The 20,431-nt window shown below is 39.7% G+C and carries 17 protein-coding genes and 1 other annotated feature; of the genes, 3 read left to right on the plus strand and 14 right to left on the minus strand.

The genetic code is table 11. The annotated features are described in order from the left end of the window. Positions 1-6: 6 nt before the first annotated feature. The 7 genes from recJ to FJQ98_RS20185 all read right to left on the minus strand — a co-directional run bounded on the left by recJ (position 7) and on the right by FJQ98_RS20185 (position 8,387). Entirely contained in the window at positions 7-2,325 is a 2,319-nt protein-coding gene (recJ, locus tag FJQ98_RS20155) for a single-stranded-DNA-specific exonuclease RecJ (protein ID WP_053596174.1), read from the minus strand. Between the two features lie 259 nt (positions 2,326-2,584). Continuing rightward, a complete protein-coding gene (trpA, locus tag FJQ98_RS20160; protein ID WP_053596173.1) occupies positions 2,585-3,376 on the minus strand; it encodes a tryptophan synthase subunit alpha in 792 nt (263 codons plus the stop codon). Continuing rightward, positions 3,376-4,584 carry a tryptophan synthase subunit beta gene (trpB, locus tag FJQ98_RS20165; protein ID WP_053596172.1) on the minus strand — a complete coding sequence of 403 codons (1,209 nt, stop codon included), beginning with the start codon at positions 4,582-4,584 and terminating at the stop codon, positions 3,376-3,378. Before trpB ends, trpA begins: the two co-directional genes overlap by 1 nt. Then, on the minus strand, positions 4,584-5,198 hold the full coding sequence (locus tag FJQ98_RS20170; protein ID WP_053596171.1) for a phosphoribosylanthranilate isomerase: 615 nt from the start codon (positions 5,196-5,198) through the stop codon (positions 4,584-4,586). Before FJQ98_RS20170 ends, trpB begins: the two co-directional genes overlap by 1 nt. Next, positions 5,195-5,986, minus strand: coding sequence for an indole-3-glycerol phosphate synthase TrpC (trpC, locus tag FJQ98_RS20175; RefSeq protein WP_053596170.1), 792 nt, complete (start codon positions 5,984-5,986; stop codon positions 5,195-5,197). Before trpC ends, FJQ98_RS20170 begins: the two co-directional genes overlap by 4 nt. Continuing rightward, the gene (gene trpD, locus FJQ98_RS20180; RefSeq protein ID WP_053596169.1) at positions 5,983-7,014 is read right to left on the minus strand and encodes an anthranilate phosphoribosyltransferase; all 1,032 of its coding nucleotides are present in this window, start codon (positions 7,012-7,014) and stop codon (positions 5,983-5,985) included. The genes trpC and trpD overlap by 4 nt, the downstream gene beginning before the upstream one ends. Beyond that, positions 7,014-8,387 (minus strand): chorismate-binding protein, encoded by a 1,374-nt coding sequence (locus tag FJQ98_RS20185; protein ID WP_053596168.1) that lies wholly within the window; start codon positions 8,385-8,387, stop codon positions 7,014-7,016. Before FJQ98_RS20185 ends, trpD begins: the two co-directional genes overlap by 1 nt. Positions 8,388-8,545: 158 nt before the next feature. Here FJQ98_RS20185 and FJQ98_RS20190 point away from each other — a divergent pair, with 158 nt between their 5' ends. Both FJQ98_RS20190 and FJQ98_RS20195 read left to right on the plus strand, forming a co-directional pair. Next, positions 8,546-8,716 carry a hypothetical protein gene (locus tag FJQ98_RS20190; protein ID WP_158003077.1) on the plus strand — a complete coding sequence of 57 codons (171 nt, stop codon included), beginning with the start codon at positions 8,546-8,548 and terminating at the stop codon, positions 8,714-8,716. Continuing rightward, positions 8,678-8,961 (minus strand) — a binding site (T-box leader). Its footprint overlaps the gene before it by 39 nt. A gap of 321 nt (positions 8,962-9,282) precedes the next feature. Continuing rightward, positions 9,283-10,971, plus strand: coding sequence for a methyl-accepting chemotaxis protein (locus FJQ98_RS20195; protein WP_053596167.1), 1,689 nt, complete (start codon positions 9,283-9,285; stop codon positions 10,969-10,971). Between the two features lie 119 nt (positions 10,972-11,090). Here the strand turns inward: FJQ98_RS20195 and secDF are convergent, their stop codons facing one another. After that, on the minus strand, positions 11,091-13,358 hold the full coding sequence (secDF, locus tag FJQ98_RS20200; RefSeq protein WP_053596166.1) for a protein translocase subunit SecDF: 2,268 nt from the start codon (positions 13,356-13,358) through the stop codon (positions 11,091-11,093). A 335-nt stretch (positions 13,359-13,693) separates the two neighbouring features. Beyond that, on the minus strand, positions 13,694-14,002 hold the full coding sequence (locus tag FJQ98_RS20205; protein ID WP_053596165.1) for a post-transcriptional regulator: 309 nt from the start codon (positions 14,000-14,002) through the stop codon (positions 13,694-13,696). A gap of 93 nt (positions 14,003-14,095) precedes the next feature. On the opposite strand from FJQ98_RS20205, the gene FJQ98_RS20210 reads away from it, so the two are divergent. Beyond that, positions 14,096-15,613 (plus strand): putative polysaccharide biosynthesis protein, encoded by a 1,518-nt coding sequence (locus tag FJQ98_RS20210; RefSeq protein ID WP_053596164.1) that lies wholly within the window; start codon positions 14,096-14,098, stop codon positions 15,611-15,613. Here FJQ98_RS20210 and FJQ98_RS20215 read toward each other — a convergent pair. The 5 genes from FJQ98_RS20215 to ruvB form a co-directional block, all read right to left on the minus strand. Next, the gene (locus tag FJQ98_RS20215) at positions 15,610-16,245 is read right to left on the minus strand and encodes a DUF421 domain-containing protein (RefSeq protein WP_053596163.1); all 636 of its coding nucleotides are present in this window, start codon (positions 16,243-16,245) and stop codon (positions 15,610-15,612) included. The two genes, FJQ98_RS20210 and FJQ98_RS20215, sit on opposite strands and share 4 nt — an antisense overlap. Positions 16,246-16,535: 290 nt before the next feature. Beyond that, positions 16,536-16,796: a preprotein translocase subunit YajC gene (gene yajC / locus FJQ98_RS20220; RefSeq protein WP_053596162.1), complete on the minus strand. Its 261-nt coding sequence runs from the start codon at positions 16,794-16,796 to the stop codon at positions 16,536-16,538. A 351-nt stretch (positions 16,797-17,147) separates the two neighbouring features. Next, entirely contained in the window at positions 17,148-18,293 is a 1,146-nt protein-coding gene (gene tgt, locus FJQ98_RS20225) for a tRNA guanosine(34) transglycosylase Tgt (RefSeq protein WP_053484805.1), read from the minus strand. Positions 18,294-18,347: 54 nt separating this feature from the next. After that, positions 18,348-19,391, minus strand: coding sequence for a tRNA preQ1(34) S-adenosylmethionine ribosyltransferase-isomerase QueA (queA, locus tag FJQ98_RS20230; RefSeq protein ID WP_053596161.1), 1,044 nt, complete (start codon positions 19,389-19,391; stop codon positions 18,348-18,350). 17 nt (positions 19,392-19,408) lie between these two features. Next, positions 19,409-20,413, minus strand: coding sequence for a Holliday junction branch migration DNA helicase RuvB (gene ruvB / locus FJQ98_RS20235; RefSeq protein ID WP_053596160.1), 1,005 nt, complete (start codon positions 20,411-20,413; stop codon positions 19,409-19,411). Between the last annotated feature and the right edge of the window lie 18 nt (positions 20,414-20,431).

The following is a 20,431-nucleotide window of genomic DNA, read 5'->3' on the forward strand; positions in this document are numbered from 1 at the left end:
CGTATATTAATGTAATCGTTCATCAAACCATTGTTTTAATTCTATATAAGGGGCATATACAAGCTTTTGCTCCATTTCAATCTGTTCTGAACGTTGTTTGTAAGACGGTGCCTCTGTAAGTGCTTGTTTTGGTGCATTCACGTTGACAGTCGTCAGTCCACTCTCCATTTTAACAAAATCAAGCTCAAAAAACACCTGTGTCATAAATTTTAATGCATCTAATGGCCAACCTGTATGCTTCGCTAATTCAGCCAAATGCATATTTAATGGAAAAGCAGGTCGATTTTTCAAAAATTTATAATACCAAGAGAATTGCTCACGCGTAGGCAATCCATTGAAATACTGTGAATCAGGCATGTAAAAGTGTGCATAAATACGGGAAGGTGCTGTTTTTTGTAATACATTTTCTAACAGTTGAACATTTTGTGGCAAATCTAATAATACGATATAATTGCTTTGATCTACATTCAAAAGCGTAGGATCGACTGCTAGAATCGGCACACCAATAAGAGACTGATAATAGGTCATCGTCTCTGAACGGAAGGCGATAAATGTCGCCTCCTCTTTCGGGACCGTATTTAACCAGCGTGAAGTTTGACGAATACCACGAATATCAAATAATTGCCATTCAGTCGTTTGAACATCCTCTATCATAAATTGGGCTTTTTTACGTCCCTGCCACTCGTTAATTTGTAAATCTCCTGTAAATGATACTTTTATTCCATATGTTAACTCGTCGTGTAGATGTCCTTTATTAAAACCGACACTATCCAATTTTTCATAGCCATCCGTCAATTCAATCTTTATATGATTTTCGGCTGCTCCAATTTTTCGCATGGAGGCTATTTCTACATCTTCAAGCACATAAACAGGCTTTGGAAAATCCGTACCATATGGACCAAGCGTGGAAATCTCTTCAATGGCATCAGCTGAAATTTCATCCATTTTTAGTGGTATATCAATATTGAGTACAGGTGTCAATTGCTCTTCGGATAAACAAGCTCTTGCTTGAGCATCTAAGCGGGATCTTAATTCATCAACATGTTCAATGGATAATGTCATACCGGCCGCCATAGGATGCCCACCAAAATGAGGCAATATATCTCGATTTTTCGCTAATTCGTTATATAAATGGAACCCTTCAATACTACGGGCTGAGCCTTTAGCTGTTCCTTTTTCATAGTCTAGTGAAAGTACAATTGTTGGGCGATAATAAAGTTCAACAAGACGAGACGCGACAATCCCTACTACTCCAGCATTCCAGCCTTCTCCAGCAATAACTAAAACGAGTGAATCCCCGATTTTTTTATCTGATTCAATAAGAGCAATCGCCTCATCTGTAATACTCTTTACGATATCTTTGCGCTCACTATTACACGTATTAAGCTGTTTCGCTAATGCTGTTGCCTTAGCATTATCCTCAGCCATTAATAGCTCTACACCTGGTGCCGCTTCTCCAAGTCGACCAACTGCATTTAAGCGCGGCCCAAAGTAAAAACCGATTGTTTCTTCGTTAATTTTTACTTGCTCTGCACTGGCTACTTCACACATTGCCTGTACCCAGGGGCTGAGTGAACGGCGCATTTCTTCTATTCCTCGTTTTACTAGGTAGCGATTTTCATCAACTAATGGTACTAAATCGGCTATTGTTCCAACAGCTACATATTCAATTAGATGCGTTGGCAGTTTCCCATATAGAGCATGGGCTAACTTAAACGCTACCCCCACACCTGCAAGTTCGCCAAATGGATAATGTCCTTCTGGTATACGAGGATGTAAAATAATATCGGCAGGTGGTAATTCATCGCCTGGTTCATGGTGATCTGTGACGATAACATCCATACCTAGTTCCTTCGCGACACGGATCGGGTCAATACCTGAAATACCATTATCAACTGTAATAATTAGTTGAACACCCTCGTCATGTGCTTCACGAAATAGCGCTTCATGGGGTCCATAGCCATGAATAAAACGATTCGGTATTTTAAACGATACATCGGCACCGAGATCAAGCAACACATTGAGCATGACCGTCGTGCTAGTGACACCATCGGCATCATAATCTCCATAAATTAACATTTTCTCTCCGTTTTCAAGGGCTTGCTCAATACGCGCCACAGCTTCTGCCATGCCATGCATTAAAAACGGGTCATGGATATTTGCTTCTGTCATATTTAATAAGCTCTCTGCGTCAGCAGTTGTTTCGCAGCCTCGCGCTGCTAAAATTTTCGCTGCAATCGCAGAAAGTTGTAGGTCATTTTGTAATGTTTGGACAAACTTAGCGTCTGGGTGCTCTACCTGCCATCTTTTTTTCGATAGGATCATCTTTTTCACTTCCTTACGTAGGCTATTATACAGAAAATCTAGCCTATCCGCACTATTTGTCAGAATGATAGTTTTATCCATCAGATTGTCAATTCAATCCGTCAGTTTTACTAAACTACCCGAAGGATAGAAGTCAGAGCGACGGATAGAACCGGCCAGTGATGGAAAGAGATTCAGAGTGACGGATAGAAGAGTCAAAGTCGTGGATAGAACCGTCAAAGCCTTGAATACCAGTCTCAAAAGAAAAAAGCCTACTCCGTTAAAGAGTAGACTTCTCGAGCTCACCTTTTGAAGCGGACACTAATGCCTCAACCTTCTCCAAATCACCTTCATGCAATGCTGTCACTATCGCACTGCCAACGATCACGCCATCACTAAGTGCCCCCATGCTTACTACTTGCTCTGGAGTTGAAATGCCAAAGCCTGCTAGTACTGGTATTTGGCTTACTTCACGTAAACGTGCAAAATGACCGTCTAAATCATTAGCAAAGCTTGTGCGGGCCCCTGTAATTCCATTGACTGTCACAGCATAGACAAAGCCTTGACTGGCAGCAGCAATACGTGCAATTCGCTCTGGAGGGCTTGTTAATGATACAAGCTGGACAATGTCGATACCATAAGGATTTAATTCATCATGTAAAATAGCACTTTCCTCTAGTGGTACATCAGGGACGATTAATCCTTTAACGCCCCCGGCCACACAAGCCTTAGCAAATGCCTCTAACCCATAAGCTAATACGGGATTAAAATAAGTCATGACAACTAACGGAACTTGAATTTCTTCTTTAAATGAAGCTAATGCTGCTAGCACTTTACGTAATGTTACGCCCTCTGCTAAAGCTCGTTCACCTGCCTGCTCTATTGTCGGTCCGTCTGCTACAGGATCCGAGAATGGTATGCCAACTTCAATTGCCGTTACACCTATTTGCTGCAGCTTCAGGATTGTAGGCTTCAAAGTTTCGAGACCCCCGTCACCCGCCATAATATATGGTACAAACGCTTTATTACCAGCGACCTTCATTTGTTCAATTGCCTGCTGTAGTGTTGTCATTATACATCTCCTCCTAATGCTTTACGGACAGTATGAACATCCTTATCTCCTCGGCCGGATAAGCACACAACGAGGATGTCATCTGTAGACATTGTCTTCGCGAGTTTTGCTGTATAGGCAATGGCATGAGAACTTTCTAAGGCAGGTAGTATACCTTCTGTTCTACAAAGTAACTGCAAGCCCTCGAGTGCTTCACTATCTGTAATCGAATCAAATTTAGCACGCCCAATATCATGTAAATAGCAATGCTCCGGTCCCTTCCCTGGATAATCTAGACCAGCTGAAATAGAGTGTGCTTCTTGCACAAAGCCATTTTCATCTTGTAATAAATACATGTATGCACCGTGTAACACTCCTAGCTGTCCACCTGCAATTGCTGCCGCATGCTTTCCTGTCTCAATGCCACTGCCTGCAGCCTCTACTCCGTATAGCGCCACAGTTTCGTCGTCGACAAAAGGATGAAACATACCAATTGCATTACTACCACCGCCTATACAGGCAACGACTGCATCTGGTAAACGTCCTTCCTTTTCTAAAATCTGCTTTCTAGTTTCAACACCAATGACGCGCTGGAAATCCCTTACGATTTTCGGAAATGGATGTGGTCCTAAAGCTGAGCCTAAAATATAATGAGTATCTTCAACATTTGTCACCCAGTAGCGCAGTGCTGCATTGACAGCATCCTTCAATGTTTTTGAACCGGTTTCTACAGACTCTACTTTTGTACCGAGTAGCTCCATGCGAAACACATTCAACTGTTGGCGTTTGATATCCTCTGCCCCCATAAATACAACACATTCAAGATTCAATAATGCGCATGCAGTTGCCGTTGCCACTCCATGCTGTCCCGCACCCGTTTCTGCCACTATTTTCCTTTTACCCATTCGTTTGGCAAGAAGCGCTTGACCAATCGCATTATTAATCTTATGGGCTCCAGTATGATTTAAATCTTCACGCTTTAAATAAACCTTCGCGCCACCTAGCTCTTTTGTTAAATTTTCTGCGTAGTACAACGGCGTCTCACGACCAACGTATTGTTGTAAATAATAGGCCAGCTCATCCGTAAATGTTTGATCATGCATTGCCTCATCATAAGCCGTCTCTAATTCTAACAAAGCAGTCATTAATGTTTCCGGAACAAATTGTCCACCATATTTTCCGTAACGCCCTTCCTTTGTGGGTACACTATTTGCTATTGAATTCGCCATTATGCTCTCCCCTTCTTTACTGCCTGTATAAATGCGGTTATTTTTGCTATATCTTTAACACCGTCCGTCTCCACACCACTCGATACATCTACCATAGATGGAGACACAAGTGATACCGCCTCTTCAATATTTTCAGCTTGCAAACCACCCGCTAAAATTAACTTTTCTCGCGGAATTCCTACCATCTCTAAGAGGGTCCAATCAAACGTGTGACCACTGCCACCTTTAAAATCTGTGCCTGGTGCATCAAATAAGTAGTAGTCTACATCATAGTTAGCAGCCATCTGAACATCTTCAGCACCTCTAACGGACAAAGCTTTAATGGCTGGATAACCTTGTTGACTTATAAACTCCGGAGATTCTTCCCCGTGGTATTGCACATAATCTAATGGCACTCCTTCTACCGCTGTGCGTAATTCCTCTGCGCTTGGATTAACAAACACACCAATTTTTAAAACGCCATTTGGCACATGTTTTACTAATTGCTGTGCCTGTTCAACCGTCACTCGTCGTTTACTTGGTGCAAAGACAAAACCAATTGCATCCGCTCCTATCTCTACTGCTGCCTGTACATGCTGTCGTTCCTTTAGTCCACAAATTTTTACCTTCGTCATACAAATGCCCCCACCTTATTGACCTGTAAACTTTTTAGCGCAGTACCTGCATCACCACTGCGCATTAATGACTCACCTACAAGAACGCCACTAGCTCCCATCGCTGCCACCGCTTTAGCGTCTTTTTGCGTCCAAATCCCACTTTCACTTATTAATACTTTCTCTTCTTCGAACTGAAAAGCTTGAGCAATTTCACGTGTCCGTTCTAAGCTCACCTCAAAGGTGCGTAAATCACGGTTATTAACGCCAATCAGTTTGGCACCAACTGCAATAGCACGCTCAAGCTCCTCAAGATCATGTACCTCTACTAACACCTCTAGATTTAAGCTTGTTGCATAGCTATATAGATCGCGTAATGCCTCATCTGTTAACGCGGCCACAATTAGTAAAATAATGGATGCACCTGATGCCTTTGCAAATCGAATTTGCACACGATCGATCATAAAATCCTTACAAAGAAGTGGCGTTTGAACAGCATTTGCAACTGCGGCTAAATCATCAAAGGAGCCTTTAAAAAACTCTTTATCTGTTAAAACAGAAATGGCCGCTGCCCCTGCTTCTGCATAAATTTTTGCTTGTGCCACCGGATCTGCCCCTTCTGCGATTAGCCCCTTTGAGGGGGAAGCACGCTTCATTTCAGAAATAACCTGTAATGTTTCAGCTTTTCGCAATCGCTCAAATAATGATGGACGCAGCTTTTCTGTAAAGTTCGCTAATGGGTCGGGCCGTTCAAGTAAAGCACCGACTTCTAGCTTTTTTTGTTCGAGAATTTTATTTAAGATATTCATTGTCGGACCTCCACTTCTTTAATATTCTCACTATAAGCAACGACTGCCTCTAATTTTCGTTGGGCACGCCCGCTAAAAATACTATCCTTCGCCATTTCTACACCTTCTTTAACGGTTTCAGCAATTCCATAGCTGAACAACCCAATACCAGCATTCAATAAAACTGTGTCAAAATAAGCACTTTGTTCACCAGCTAATAATTTACGCATAATAGCAGCATTTTCATCAGCATTGCCTCCACGAATAGCCTCTATTGGTGCATAGCTGAGCCCCGCATCCTCTGGAGTTAAAGAAAAAGGGATTAAGTCTCCCTTATCTACTAAGACAAAAGTATTTTGACCAGCTAATGACGCCTCATCTAAACCTAGTGGCCCCGAAACGACCATTGCACGTTCACGCCCGAGCATTTGTAATACGGAAGCATACTCCATGACAAAATTAGGACGGTTAATGCCTGTAAATTGCGTCGATAAAGGCACTGGATTCGTAAGTGGACCGACAAGATTAAAAATAGTTGGCTTGCCTAGTGCCCGACGAACCTCCCCAATCCTCTTTAATTTCGGATGCACATTTGGAGCATATAAAAAGGCAATTCCTTCTTTCTCTAACAGATCAACAGTTTGTTCAATGGAAATATTCGTATGAATACCGAGTGCCTCCAAAACATCAGAGCTGCCTGATGCCGAAGAAATTTTACGATTGCCGTGCTTCGTCATTTTGACACCTGCCCCTGCCAATACAAAGGCGCAAGTTGTACTTATATTAAATGTATTAAGACCATCGCCACCAGTACCGCAATTATCCATATAGACACCTGCTTTTGCTGGTACGTCTAGTGCAAAGGAACGCATAATTGTAGCTAATGCCGCTACTTCATGTGCTGTTTCACCTTTGGCAGATAATGCCGTTAAAAAGCTACCGATTTGTTCCTTCGGTGTGTCATCTTGGAACATCCATTTTGCTGCCTGTAGCATTTCCTCATACATTAAATGCTCTCGTTGTTGTACTTTTTGACGAATACCTTCCATTAGTGTTGACCTCCTTCTTTTTCAAGTAGTTGCAAAAATTCCTGTTCGTCCTTTTCTACTTGTTTTAATACTTCTTTGACGTTTGTGTATTTGGTTACCGTTACAGTTGATTGCATATGCATCGTTTCATTTTCTATAACAATGGATTTTCCTGTTAAAGCAAAATCAAGATGACCGTTAAAACCAATAAATCCAAGAGCTCCTCCAAATACCCCAGCAGTTTGACTAGATTTTTCTAAATAGTCCTTTGCCTGATCCTTTGGAATACCTGTTGATGCAAAGGATGGTAACGTCGCAGCTAAGACATCAAGTGCATGAAGCATCGGTAATATTTGACCCTCGACTCTCGATGTCATATGTAATGCATGCTTTGAACGCTCAATTCTCATCGCCTCAATGACTTGAATGGAATCTCGGAAGCACACAGACTGTAGCTCTTGTTGTACCGCAGAAACAAGTGCTTCATGTGACTTCCTAATATCTGTGTTTTCATATAGCTTTCGTTCATATTCTAAATCTTCACCTTTTGTGGAACCTCTAGGAAATGTCCCCTCTGTTGGTGTCATAATCACACGCTCACCTTTTACTCGAATTAGGCTTTCCGGAGAAGTTCCCAAGACAATATGATCCTCAAATTCTACATAATACATATAAGGAGCAGGATCCTTTTTACGCAACTGGCGATATAATGCGAAAGAATCTCCTTGGAACTTTGCTAAAAAACGCTTTGACAGCACGACCCTTGTAATATCTTCATCTAAATTAGCTTTGATAGATGTCAGGGATGTTACAAATTGTTCATTCGTAGTCGATTCAAAAGCTTCATAGCTACAAGTTGTATCCTCATCTTCCCTACCCTTTAACAGCTGCTCTGCCAGCTCCTCTAAATTTGGTTCTTTTTTTTCTGCATCAATATTTGTATGAATCAATGTAACCTCATCTGTTACATGATCAAATACAATGACTGTCTCATACACATGGAAATGCACATCTGGTAGCTGCACTTTATCCTGACTAGTCGATAATGTCGTTGTTGCAGCATGACCAACATAGCCAACAGCTCCGCCTGAAAACGGGAATTGTGTCGTATTGGATATACGTGGCATTAATCTTTTCAGTAACACAAAAAGATCGCCCTTATGTGTATATGTGTTTCCAGTCTTATATGAATATTCCTGAATCTCATCTCCAAAGCCTTTATACGTTTTTCTTGGATTTGCACCGATAAAAGAAAAACGTCCTGCTCCCTCATGCTGTGCTGAACTCTCAAGCAAAAATTTATGCTTCCCTTGTAGGCGTCTAAAAATTAAAATCGGCGTTAAAGAATCAGCATTAATGGTTTTCATTTTTGTTCTTGAACTCGTCGATAGCATTGTTACCAAACTCCTTTTTAAATTTTTCCCTATCTAACGTAAGACTTACAAATGTTTAGCTGCTGAATCGGTTTTTGTTGAAAAAAGGATCCTCATCATAGCGTAGGGTTGATTTCCGTTCCGACTGGGTGCTTTCCTAGGGACGTAGGGGCAACAAATTGTTTTCTGTGCGAAAGCGTAGTGCTAACGTAGCGACAGCAACAATTGTTTTCTGTGCGAAAGCGAAGTCTTCATCCCCTGCAAATAAAAACAATAAAAAAAGTCCCCTGCAAAAAGGATTTTTCCTAATTGCAGAGGACGATCATGACCGCGTTGCCACCTCATATTAGAGCATATTTGCTCTCCCTTATGTGCTCAGCTTAGTTCGTCAGTAAAATCGCCATATCTTTTGAGTTAATGACGAAAAGATTTGTTTTATCTAAGTCAAAGCACCCCCTTTAACGTGGGGAATCCGTTCGCTATTATAATTAGCGACTCTCATAAGTCCATTCACATAAGCTACAAATCAGTTTGCACCATCCACTGACTCTCTAAATTGCACACTTATGCTACTACTCTTATTCAACAATTTCTCAGCTATTCTCATCTAAACTCAGCTCATCTGTTCTAAGGTTGACCTCGCTCCCGAGATCATCTACCTTGTATCGAACAAAAAAGTTAGCCTTATTCTATGCCAAACTACGGAAATTGTCAATCAATTCAGAGAAAAAGAAAAAATGTTGAAAGAAATTTTGAAATTATATACAAAGGAAAAAGTCCCTCTATATATACCATAAAAAGGAACCTTAACTACCTACTTTTGAGTGTTTTTCAAGTATTGACCTCGTAAAAATATCAAGTTATAGTAATTCCAGAACATTTATTCTCTAATAAATAAAAGAAAGTAGGAACGAATATGTCCGTTCGTAAAAAACTAAATATCGGTTTTATTTCACTCACTTGTTTACTTTTATTATCAAGTATTATTTCATTTATTCAATTTAAGTCAGTAGAAGGAGACATTGTAGAGGTACTTGATCATAGAATCTTGCAAATCCAATTAACAGAGAATATACAGCAGGAGCTTGCCTCACAAGGACTCTTTTTACGCTCTTATATTCTAAATAATAAGGATGAGACTACAAAGTCAAATTTAGAGCGTTATGAAAAACTACTACCAGAGACGATTCAGGAGCTTTCCAACATTGTTCGCTCCGATTACACAAAAAATATTATGAAGCAAGTAACCAAATTACAGCAAGATTTACTAACAAGTTCTGAAAAAGCTGTACAAGCATTTAATAGTGGAAATACAGATTTAGCACTATCATACATAAATGGGGAAGTTACAAAAAGTAATAAAGAAATTTACTCTCTAACAAGTGATTTATTAAATTATCATGATGAACAGCTTGATAAAGTTAAGACAAGTGTTGTCCAAACAGTTGCACTAGCTATTATTATTTCAATTATCTTACTTGTTTTAAGTGCAATTGTTGGTTTATATTTTATGCATTTTGTAAAAAGCTACATTACTCAACCACTTCGTAAAGTGATTAACGCAGCCGATACATTAGCACAAGGCGATTTAACGATTGCTCAGCTTGAACATCACTCAAAAGATGAGATTGGTACACTTGCCACAGCAGTGAATGCATTAAAACAGAATTTATCTGTACTGCTTAAAAATGTTCAGGATAATGCTACACAATTATCTGCTGCTTCTGAAGAACTTTCCGCAAGCACTGTAGAAGTGACAACAACATCAAGCGACATTTCACATCGAGTACAAGACACGTCAAACCATTTATCTTCATCTGCTAGTGCCTCTCAACAAAGTGCTCTAGCTATGGACGAGACAGCTGCTGGTGTACAACGAATTGCTGAGGCTACTCAAAATTTGCATCACAATGCCATGAATATGACGCAGCTTGCCAATATGGGTGGTAAAACAATTACAACTGCCAAAGAGCAGATGGATACAATTTCTGAAGCTACTACACGAATTGCCGATTTAACGCAAAAGCTAAGTAAACAATCTGAGGAAATCGGTCAAATTACAAAAGTAATTACTACTATAACTGAACAAACAAATTTACTGGCACTCAATGCGGCTATCGAAGCAGCACGAGCTGGTGAGCACGGGAAAGGCTTCGCGGTTGTAGCAGATGAAGTACGAAAACTTGCTGAAGAATCCAATCAATCTGCTGGCCAAATTGTCGCCATTACAAATGAAATTCAAACCGATACAAGAAATGTAGCAGTTGCTGTGAATGAAGGCTTAGCATCTGTCCAGGATGGCGTAGCGAAAATTCATGAAGCCGGTGATGCATTCGATTCCATTACAAAATCTGTGCAAGCATTTACCGACCAAATTGAAGATATTTCAGCTACTTCAGAACAGATTTCAGCAAGTGCTGAAGAAGTAGCTGCCTCTGTAACAGAAATTGCAAATGGCGCGAACATTTCAGCGGGCAACTCACAAATGATCACTGAAGCAGTAGAGGAACAAGCTGCAACAATGCAGCAGGTGAATGAAGTAGCTGAGGAATTAAGCGACAACGCTCAGCAACTGCAGTCTTTACTACAACAATTTAAACTTTAATGGACGAAACAAAAAGAATCTGCTGCTTCCCCAAGAGAAAGCAAGCAGATTCTTTTTGTTACCATCTAAAAAAACAGGGAAAGAAAAGTTCCTTCCCTGTTTCGTATTAAGGTCTTTTGTTAAACAACTGGCTCATCAGTTCCCCATTGTTTTTTCTCTTTTTTGTGAATCTGACCATCTGATTTTTTCATTTCACGAATTTTTAATGAATACCAGATTTGTGCAGCAATACAAATTGAAGAATACATACCTGTTATTAAACCAATTAATAAAGCGATGGAGAAGTTTTGAATCGATGGTGCACCGAAAATAAGAAGTGCCACTACAACGATAATAACGGTTAACACTGTGTTAACAGATCGACCCATCGTTTGACGTAGTGATTTGTTGACGATATCCGCTAACACTTCACGGTCCTTAATCGTATCATATCGTCCTAAGTTTTCACGCATTCGGTCAAATGTAACTATCGTATCATTAATGGAGTAGCCGACAATCGTCAGAACAGCAGCAATGAACGTAATATCGACTTCTAAGCGCATAAAGCTGAAAACAGCAACAATCAAGAATACGTCATGTAGTAACGAGACAATTGCCCCAACACCCATGCGCCACTCGAAACGAATTGCTACATAGATAATGATACCGATAGCCGCAAGTGATAATGCTTTAATCGCATTTTTCACAAGCTCTTTACCGATAGTTGGAGACACTGTACTTATCCCAGGCTCATGACCATATTTTTCGCCTGCTTCTTTTTTGAATTTTAAAATTTCTGCTTGAGATAGATCATGTTTATAACGGATTACCGCAGAGCTACTCTTCTCACCTGTCAAAACGATATCTTCAGATGGGAAACCGATACTATCTACATATTTAGATACTTCCTCTTTAATCAACGTTTGATCTGCTTCAATTTGCACGCGAGTACCACTTGAGAAATCAATACCAAGGTTTAAGCGGAAAATACCAAGAACTACTAAACCAGCCACTAAAATAGCTAATGAGAATGTATAGAATTTCTTACGGTTGTGTACAAAGTCAAAGCGATCAAATTTTGTTGATAAATCTAATGTACCGATATTTTCATCCAAGCTATGTTGTGTAGATTTCGCGATACCAAACCATGCTGGATTGTTGAAATACCCACTGTTGACAAGTAAACCTAATAGTACACGAGAACCCCAAACAGCTGTTAGGAAGCTTAGTAAAATACTAATAATTAAAGTTGTTGCAAACCCTTTAACAGAGCTTGTCCCCCATTGGAATAATACAGCAGCTGCTAATAATGTAGTTAGCTGTGCATCGACAATTGCTGATAAAGACTGCTTCGAGCCAATTTGGAATGCTTGTTTAACCGAATGACCTACTCGTAGCTCTTCACGAATACGCTCTGCTGCTAAAATATTCGCATCAACGGCCATCCCTATACCGAGCACGATAGCTGCAATACCCGGAAGTGTTAACACTGCATTAATCCAGTCGAACACAACTAGTACTAGGAAAGTGAAAACGGCAAGTGTAATGATGGAAATAAGGCCAGGCAAACGGTAGTAGAATAGCATAAATAAGAAAATAATAACTACGCCCACCACACCAGCGAAAATTGTACTTTTCAGTGCTTGGTCACCGAATTGTGCACCAACTGAAGTAGAATAAATTTCGTTAAGTTTTACAGGAAGTGCCCCAGCATTTAAAATATCTGATAAATTTTTTGTTTCTTCAACAGAAAAGTTACCGCTAATCATTACATCTGTTGTATTTAATGTTTGGCTAACTGTTGCAGCAGATGCATAACGAGGCTTCGCTTTTTGTGATTCAGCTTTATATGAATCAACACCCTCTTCAAAGTCTAACCAAACAACAAGTAAATTTTGACCTGCAGGTTTAGCGGCAATTTTACTTGTAATATCGGCAAATTTTTTCGCATCCTTTAATGTTAGCGAAACAATTGGACGATTTTGCTGGTCAAAGGAATCATTAGCGCCACCTGGCTTTAAGTCATCACCATCTAAAAGCAAATTATCGTCAACATCACGGAATGTTAAATTTGCAGATGTAGACAATAATTTACGTGCTGATTCTTGGTCTTCGACACCAGCTAATTGCACACGAATACGGTTTTTGTCTTCAACCTGTATGCTTGGTTCACTTACCCCGATAGCATTGACACGTTCACCAAGAGCAGTTGCTGTTGCCGTCACAACATCCGGTGTAATTTTTTGTCCCTCTTTTAATTCTTTAACCTCATAAAGAACCTCAAACCCGCCCTGTAAGTCAAGACCAAGCTTAATGTCCTTTAAGACGCCGCCTGCAGTCGTACTAATGGTTGCTGTAAAAATCACCAAAAGTAGTACGAATGCAACTATACGACTTTTTAGTTTCATTTAAAAATCCTCCTCGAATTGGTGTAAGGCAATTCCTTACACTACAAACAAGTATAATAGCAAGTCCTTTTGAAACGTTTATTCCTCCTTTTCCTTTAGAATAATGTAGCCTGTGCTTCAAAAAGGTTGCTCTACTTATTTCAATCGTTCATAACGCGCAAATTTATCCCTGTTAAGCCTCCAAATTCAGATAAGAACTATAAGGAGGTTTGTCAGTAAAAATATTTATACAAATAAAAAAAGCGCAACATATTCATTATGAAACACGTTGCGCTTGGTGTCAATTCAACACTTTTAGTATTCTTTTATTATTTGACAAATTTCACACAGTCTTCTTAAGTTTTAACCGGACCAAGTAGCATTTTCAACTCTTCCGTATTCAATTCTGTAAACCAATCATTACTTTGTAAAAATTCTACTTGATTAAACGATACGATATCGGACGGTGATACCGCAAAGATAGTGGCGATGATTTCATATAAACGTAATTGTTCAATATTTTTTTTGCGCCATTTTTTTTCTACACAATAGCGCCATAGTTCTTCTGCTGTAATCGCATCGTATTGATAATGTTTAAACTCTTCCATCTTACTATCAATTGCCGGACGAATTTTTTCAAATAGTTGCTCATGTTGCATACTCATTTTGAATCATCTCCAATCAAAGTTGTATCGTAAGACATGTTTGCATACAAATAGTGTAAATGAATTTTTGTGGCTTGAGAAGGGACGGATGGCATGAGTTCTTTTGTACGAGGTACACTATTTTTAATGTTCGTGATTTTTTTATCGAAACTCTTTGGCTTCTTTTATAGAATGCAATTTATGCGTATCGCTGGTGAAGAGGCAGTCGGCATTTATATGACCGTCTATCCTGCGTTCATTTTCTTCATCTCACTCATTCAACTTGGACTACCTATCGCTGTGGCAAAAATTGTAGCAGAGTTACTAGCAAAAAACAAACGTGATAGCATCTTTGGTGTTATGCGTACGGCTATTCTTTGGTCATTTATTGGAATGATCATCTTTATGCCGATTGTTGCACTTACAATACCATATATCTCGACTACGCTTTTACATAATGAACATACGACATTTACGCTTTGGATTGCACTCTTTACTGTGCCAGTGGCAGTTGGCTCTGGGTTATTGCGTGCTTATTTACAGGGCATTGCGAAAATTACGCCAACAGCTTGGGCTCAAATGATTGAGCAAATTATCCGCATTAGCTTCATCACATTTACGATTCCTTTTGTGGCTGCCTATAATAATGCTGCTGTTACAGCAGCCTCTGCTATGGGTATTACGTTACTAGCTGAGGTCGTTGCTTTCTTGTATTTGTGGATGCATTATATTGTCTCAAAGAAAAAATTATCGGCACGAAAAAACAAAATTGAAGCTTATCCAGCTGCCCCGATGTTACGAATTGCCCTTCCTTCTGCTGGAAGCAAGCTGTTCGGATCATTTACTTGGTTTTTAGAGCCTATAATTTTTTTAAAGGCTTTAACGATGGCTGGATTGACAGCTTCAGCAGCAACAATTTTATATGGGGTTATTTCGGGTGTATTAGTCCCTCTATTATTATTCCCAGCTTTTGTATCTGCTGCACTTTCGATTGTCCTTATACCGGCTGTTAGCGACGCCGTTGCACGTCAGCATATACCGCTCCTACAGGAACGTATTTCTGTATCATTGCGACTATCTTCCTTGGTAGGCTGTGTTGCCGCCACGTACTTTTTCGTTCATGGCGACGAATTAGCTATGAAGCTCTTTCACTTACAAGAAAATCGTGGTTATGTGAAAATATTAGCTCCTATTTTTTATTTTTATTATATTCAAAGTCCATTGCATTCTATATTACAAGCAATTGGTGAGGCTCGTGCAGCAATGATGAACTCCATTTACGGAGGACTTGGTAAGCTCTTTGTCATGTTCGTACTTGCTTCTCAGCCTGGTATACAGGAAAAAGGTGCCGTTGTAGCAATTGGCTTTGGCGTTTTACTAACTTCTTTTTTGCATATTGCAACAGTAAGACAGCGTAAGAATTTACGTGCTGGCTTTAGAATGTTTGTTGTTCCTTATAGCTGCTTTATTGCCGTTTGTGTTACCCAGTATTTCCTGATGCAAATAATGCCACTCCCATTAATTTTGAGTAGCTGTGTAACCTTGTTTTTACTATTTACATTCTTGCTACTTTCCAATCAGTTACGCATAACAGATTTACGCTATCTTCGTAAGTTGGCCAAGAAAGTTTAAGTTTCTTTCAACTGGATATGTAGCCGATTATCCTCCCATATACAAAAAAATACAGCGCTACTATCCTGAATATTATTTTTAGCAAGCTCTGCCATTAACCAATCAACATCTTTATGCAATATCTTTAAATGCCTATCCTGAATATCACCGTCGATAATCAGTGGATAAACAAATGTCTTTTCATCTTTTTTGTAAACGGAAAGATTGCCAGAAGGCTCTAAATAGGCATAAGCTATATCTGTGACAGAAGCTATACCATTTTCACGTAATTGCTGGCATAAATCATCTAAATTATAGCGGTGCTTCCGCATTTCACTCTCTAGAATAATGCCGTCTCTCACAAGCAATGCCGGATCACCATCAACTAAGTCACGTATTCTTTTAAATTTAAGCGATAAAAAGGCACTACCGATTTGAATAATTAGCAAGATGATGATTGGCAAAATGGCATTAAATAAAGGATTTTCATAATCATCTAACGCAAAGGCAGCAACCTCTGCAATTAATACAAATACCACTAAATCGATAACAGATAATTCACCAACTTCACGCTTACCCATCAAGCGAAAAACGATGAGTATAAACACATATAAGAAACATGTTCTAAAAATAATCGTTAAATATTCTTCCATAACAGTCACCCCCTTATAATAAGGTGACCTTGCAAGTTATTTTTTATACAAAAAAGCCTTGTCAAAAATGAATTCTTACATTTTGACAAAGCTATTCATATTATGTAAGGCGTTGTCCACATATATGTTGGACAACGCCTTTAAGATCAATTTCGCCTTGGCGTAATTACGTTCGGATTTGAATTGTGTTCGCACAATTCATTCCTTTGAAAATCCGTGACATCCGCCGGAAGCTTTATCTTTATTCAGTAGGTGATGTGGAAATTTTCTACTGAATGAAGATAAAAATTTTAGTCATTTACAATACGCCCGATTGCTTGACGGTCAAATTTCACGCGAACATTTTCTGCAATTTTTAATGTTACAGCTGCGTCCTCAATTGAGTCAATTACACCATGTAAGCCACCGATAGTAATTACTTTATCTCCACGTTGCAAATTACCTTGCATATTTTGTGTTTCCTGTTGTCTTTTTTTAGCAGGACGGATTAAGATAAACCACATTGCAACGAACATTAATAGTATTGGTGCTAATCCTAGTAGTTGGTCCATAATTCTTGCCCCCTTTCCAATTCTCACTTGTTTAGTATAGACTATTTCACCCTAAAAAAGCGATGGACAAGCCCAAATTTTTTCTATATTACTAATATTTTTTCTATGATAGACAATAATTTGCTAGAAATTTTCACAATTCACTCAGAACTGCATGTGTTTTTTACTAAATTATACAAATGATTGAGCACATTCTGTTATAGGCACACACTTTCTAAGGTTGAATGCCGACTGTTTGTTGTAACACGATAAGTTCAAAGATCGATTCTATTCGCTTTATCGACTCACCGTGTTCTCATCAACAAACCCTATTGTAAATGTCTCAACTTACGGTGAAGATCACTTTTTTGACTAGAAGTTTTTCGCATTTGGTCCATTAAAGCCGTATTTCTCGAAAAATTCTTCTCGGAAATCGCCAAGACGATCTTCACGGATTGCCTCACGTACTTGCTCCATTAGTTTCAATAGGAAGTGTAAGTTATGGTAAGTCGTTAAACGGATGCCAAATGTTTCTTCCGTACGTATTAGATGACGGATATACGCGCGTGAATAGTTTTTACATGTATAGCAATCACAGTTCGGATCAATTGGCCCGAAATCACGTGCATATTTTGCATTTTTAACAACTAAACGACCTTCTGATGTCATTAATGTGCCATTACGGGCAATACGTGTTGGTAATACACAGTCAAACATATCAATGCCTCGAATAGCACCATCAATTAATGAGTCTGGTGACCCTACACCCATTAAATAACGTGGTTTATTAGTTGGCATTAATGGTGTTGTAAACTCTAATACTCGGTTCATGACGTCCTTAGGCTCACCAACAGATAACCCTCCAATTGCATAGCCAGGGAAATCTAATTCAACTAGTGCTTCTGCAGAACGACGGCGTAAATCCTCGTATTCTCCCCCTTGAATAATACCGAATAAACCTTGTTCTTCTGGACGATTATGTGCCTCTTTACAACGTTTAGCCCAACGCGTAGTACGGTCTACTGATTGTAGCATATAGTCATATGTCGCTGGGTAAGGTGGACATTCATCAAATGCCATCATAATATCTGAACCTAAATCATTTTGAATTTCCATCGCCTTTTCTGGACTTAAAAACAATTTATCTCCATTCAAATGATTGCGGAAGTGAACCCCTTCTTCTTCGATTTTACGGAATTGGCTAAGTGAGAACACTTGAAATCCACCTGAATCTGTTAAAATTGGGCGATCCCAGTTCATAAATTTATGCAAGCCCCCTGCTTCCTTCACAATATCATTACCTGGTCGGAGCCATAAATGATACGTATTTGACAGAATAATACCTGCATTCATTTCTTTTAATTCCTCAGGTGACATTGTTTTAACAGTTGCTTGTGTACCAACAGGCATAAATGCTGGCGTTTCAAAAGAGCCATGCGGCGTATGCACGATGCCAAGGCGTGCTCCTGTTTGCTTACAAGTATGAAGTAGCTCATAACGAATTGCTGGTTGTGTCATATTATAAAAAATTCCTCTCTTATCTAAAGTAAAAACAGTACTCCGATTTTTTCTTTATTCTCCTTTTGGACGAATAAACATAGCATCACCAAAGCTAAAGAAGCGATATTTTTCTTCTACAGCTTGTTGATAAGCACTTAAAATTGTTTCTCTTGTCGCAAATGTACTAACAAGCATTACAAGGGTCGATTTTGGTAAATGGAAGTTTGTGATTAAACCATCCACAACCGTAAATTCATATCCCGGATAAATGAAAATAGACGTCCAACCTTGTTCTGCTCGCACTTCACCTTCATATTTAGAGCCGATAGTTTCTAATGTACGTGTAGAGGTTGTACCAACTGCAATCACTTTTCCACCGTTACTCTTTACTCGGTTTATGATAGATGCGGCTTCTTCCGTTACACTATAAAATTCGGCATGCATTGCGTGATTTTCAATTGAATCTACACTTACAGGACGGAAAGTTCCAAGTCCCACATGTAACGTGATAAATACAACTTCGACCCCTTTTGCTTTTACTTGCTCTAGTAATTCTTCTGTAAAATGCAGGCCTGCAGTTGGTGCTGCAGCTGAGCCACGCTCTTTTGCATAAACGGTTTGGTAACGATCCTTGTCCTCTAATTTTTCACGGATATATGGAGGTAGTGGCATCTCACCAAGTCGCTCTAAAATTTCATAAAAAATCCCATTATATTTAAACTCAAATGTACGTCCACCATGATCAAGCTCTCCTGTACAAGTAGCTGTCAGTAAGCCATCTCCAAATGTTACAACTGTGCCGACTTTTACACGTTTAGCTGGTTTAACAAGTGTTTCCCATTCATCCGTACCTGCCATTTGCTTTAATAGCAGTACCTCTATATGAGCACCAGTTTCCTCTTTAACGCCCATTAAACGCGCTGGTAAGACTCTTGTATCATTTAACACAAGGCAGTCTCCAGCTTGTAGCTCATCTAAAATATGAGCAAAATGATGATGCTCAACATTTTGCGAGCCTGGCGTCACGACCATTAAACGACTAGCTGTACGGTCCAAAAGTGGTGTTTGTGCAATAAGCTCTTCTGGCAATTCAAAATCAAAATCTTCTACACGCATGAAAATACTTCCTTCTTCTAGGTTTGTTGGGGATATTCATATCCAAAATGTTCGTAGGCTAAATGTGTTGCCACACGTCCACGTGGCGTCCGTTGTATAAAGCCAATTTGCATCAAATATGGCTCGTACACATCCTCTATCGTTACGCGTTCCTCGCCAATAGATGCTGCCAACGTATCTAAGCCTACAGGGCCACCACGGAAGCGCTCAATCATATTGGTCACAAGTTTATGGTCAATATGGTCAAGCCCTCTAGGATCGACTTGTAATAGCTCAAGCCCTTGCTTAGCAAGTCCTTCCGTTATCATACCATCTCCAAGCACCTGTGCATAATCTCGCACTCGTTTAAGCAAACGGTTAGCGATACGGGGTGTACCACGCGAGCGTGTCGCCATTTCAAGAGCTGCTACTTGCTCAATATCAACATCAAATAAATGCGCACTACGTACGACAATTTCTGCAAGTGAAGTATGATCATAATACTCCAATCTTAATAATACGCCAAAGCGATCCCTTAATGGTGCAGATAATGCGCCTGCCCTTGTTGTTGCACCAACGAGTGTAAATGGCGGTAAATCAAGTCGTACAGAACGCGCTTCTGGGCCTTTACCAACGACAATATCTAAACAAAAATCCTCCATAGCAGGATAAAGAACCTCTTCTATTGCACGAGGTAGGCGATGTATTTCATCGATAAATAGCACATCCCCTGGCTCCAGTGAGCTTAAAATAGCTGCTAAATCTCCAGGACGTTCGATCGCAGGGCCGCTAGTCATGCGCACATTGACATTCATTTCATTAGCAATGACAGCAGCTAAGGTAGTTTTACCAAGTCCAGGCGGTCCATATAACAGCACATGATCTAAACTTTCCTGACGAAGCTTTGCCGCTTCAATGAAAATTTGTAAATTTTCCTTTACCTTATGTTGACCAATGTATTGTGCTAACCTTTGTGGTCGTAAAGATAATTCAAACTGTTCATCATAGTTACCTGCCTCACTAGCCATCATACGTTCAGACATGTACTTTCCCCCCTTTCA

It is taken from the genome of Lysinibacillus agricola (assembly GCF_016638705.1).
In the GTDB taxonomy this organism is placed as follows: Bacteria; Bacillota; Bacilli; order Bacillales_A; family Planococcaceae; genus Lysinibacillus; species Lysinibacillus agricola.

Excerpts from the sequence above, each read along its gene's own strand:
- FJQ98_RS20215 (WP_053596163.1), bottom strand. The coding sequence starts at position 16,245 with ATGGAAGAATATTTAACGATTATTTTTAGAACATGTTTCTTATATGTG.
- queA (WP_053596161.1), bottom strand. The coding sequence starts at position 19,391 with ATGCGTGTAGAAGATTTTGATTTTGAATTGCCAGAAGAGCTTATTGCA.
- yajC (WP_053596162.1), bottom strand. The coding sequence starts at position 16,796 with ATGGACCAACTACTAGGATTAGCACCAATACTATTAATGTTCGTTGCA.
- FJQ98_RS20185 (WP_053596168.1), bottom strand. The coding sequence starts at position 8,387 with ATGCTATCGACGAGTTCAAGAACAAAAATGAAAACCATTAATGCTGAT.
- trpA (WP_053596173.1), bottom strand. The coding sequence starts at position 3,376 with ATGACAACACTACAGCAGGCAATTGAACAAATGAAGGTCGCTGGTAAT.
- ruvB (WP_053596160.1), bottom strand. The coding sequence starts at position 20,413 with ATGTCTGAACGTATGATGGCTAGTGAGGCAGGTAACTATGATGAACAG.
- FJQ98_RS20205 (WP_053596165.1), bottom strand. The coding sequence starts at position 14,002 with ATGAGTATGCAACATGAGCAACTATTTGAAAAAATTCGTCCGGCAATT.
- trpD (WP_053596169.1), bottom strand. The coding sequence starts at position 7,014 with ATGGAAGGTATTCGTCAAAAAGTACAACAACGAGAGCATTTAATGTAT.
- FJQ98_RS20170 (WP_053596171.1), bottom strand. The coding sequence starts at position 5,198 with ATGACGAAGGTAAAAATTTGTGGACTAAAGGAACGACAGCATGTACAG.
- trpC (WP_053596170.1), bottom strand. The coding sequence starts at position 5,986 with ATGAATATCTTAAATAAAATTCTCGAACAAAAAAAGCTAGAAGTCGGT.
- trpB (WP_053596172.1), bottom strand. The coding sequence starts at position 4,584 with ATGGCGAATTCAATAGCAAATAGTGTACCCACAAAGGAAGGGCGTTAC.
- tgt (WP_053484805.1), bottom strand. The coding sequence starts at position 18,293 with ATGACACAACCAGCAATTCGTTATGAGCTACTTCATACTTGTAAGCAA.
- recJ (WP_053596174.1), bottom strand. The coding sequence starts at position 2,325 with ATGATCCTATCGAAAAAAAGATGGCAGGTAGAGCACCCAGACGCTAAG.
- FJQ98_RS20195 (WP_053596167.1), top strand. The coding sequence starts at position 9,283 with ATGTCCGTTCGTAAAAAACTAAATATCGGTTTTATTTCACTCACTTGT.
- FJQ98_RS20210 (WP_053596164.1), top strand. The coding sequence starts at position 14,096 with ATGAGTTCTTTTGTACGAGGTACACTATTTTTAATGTTCGTGATTTTT.
- secDF (WP_053596166.1), bottom strand. The coding sequence starts at position 13,358 with ATGAAACTAAAAAGTCGTATAGTTGCATTCGTACTACTTTTGGTGATT.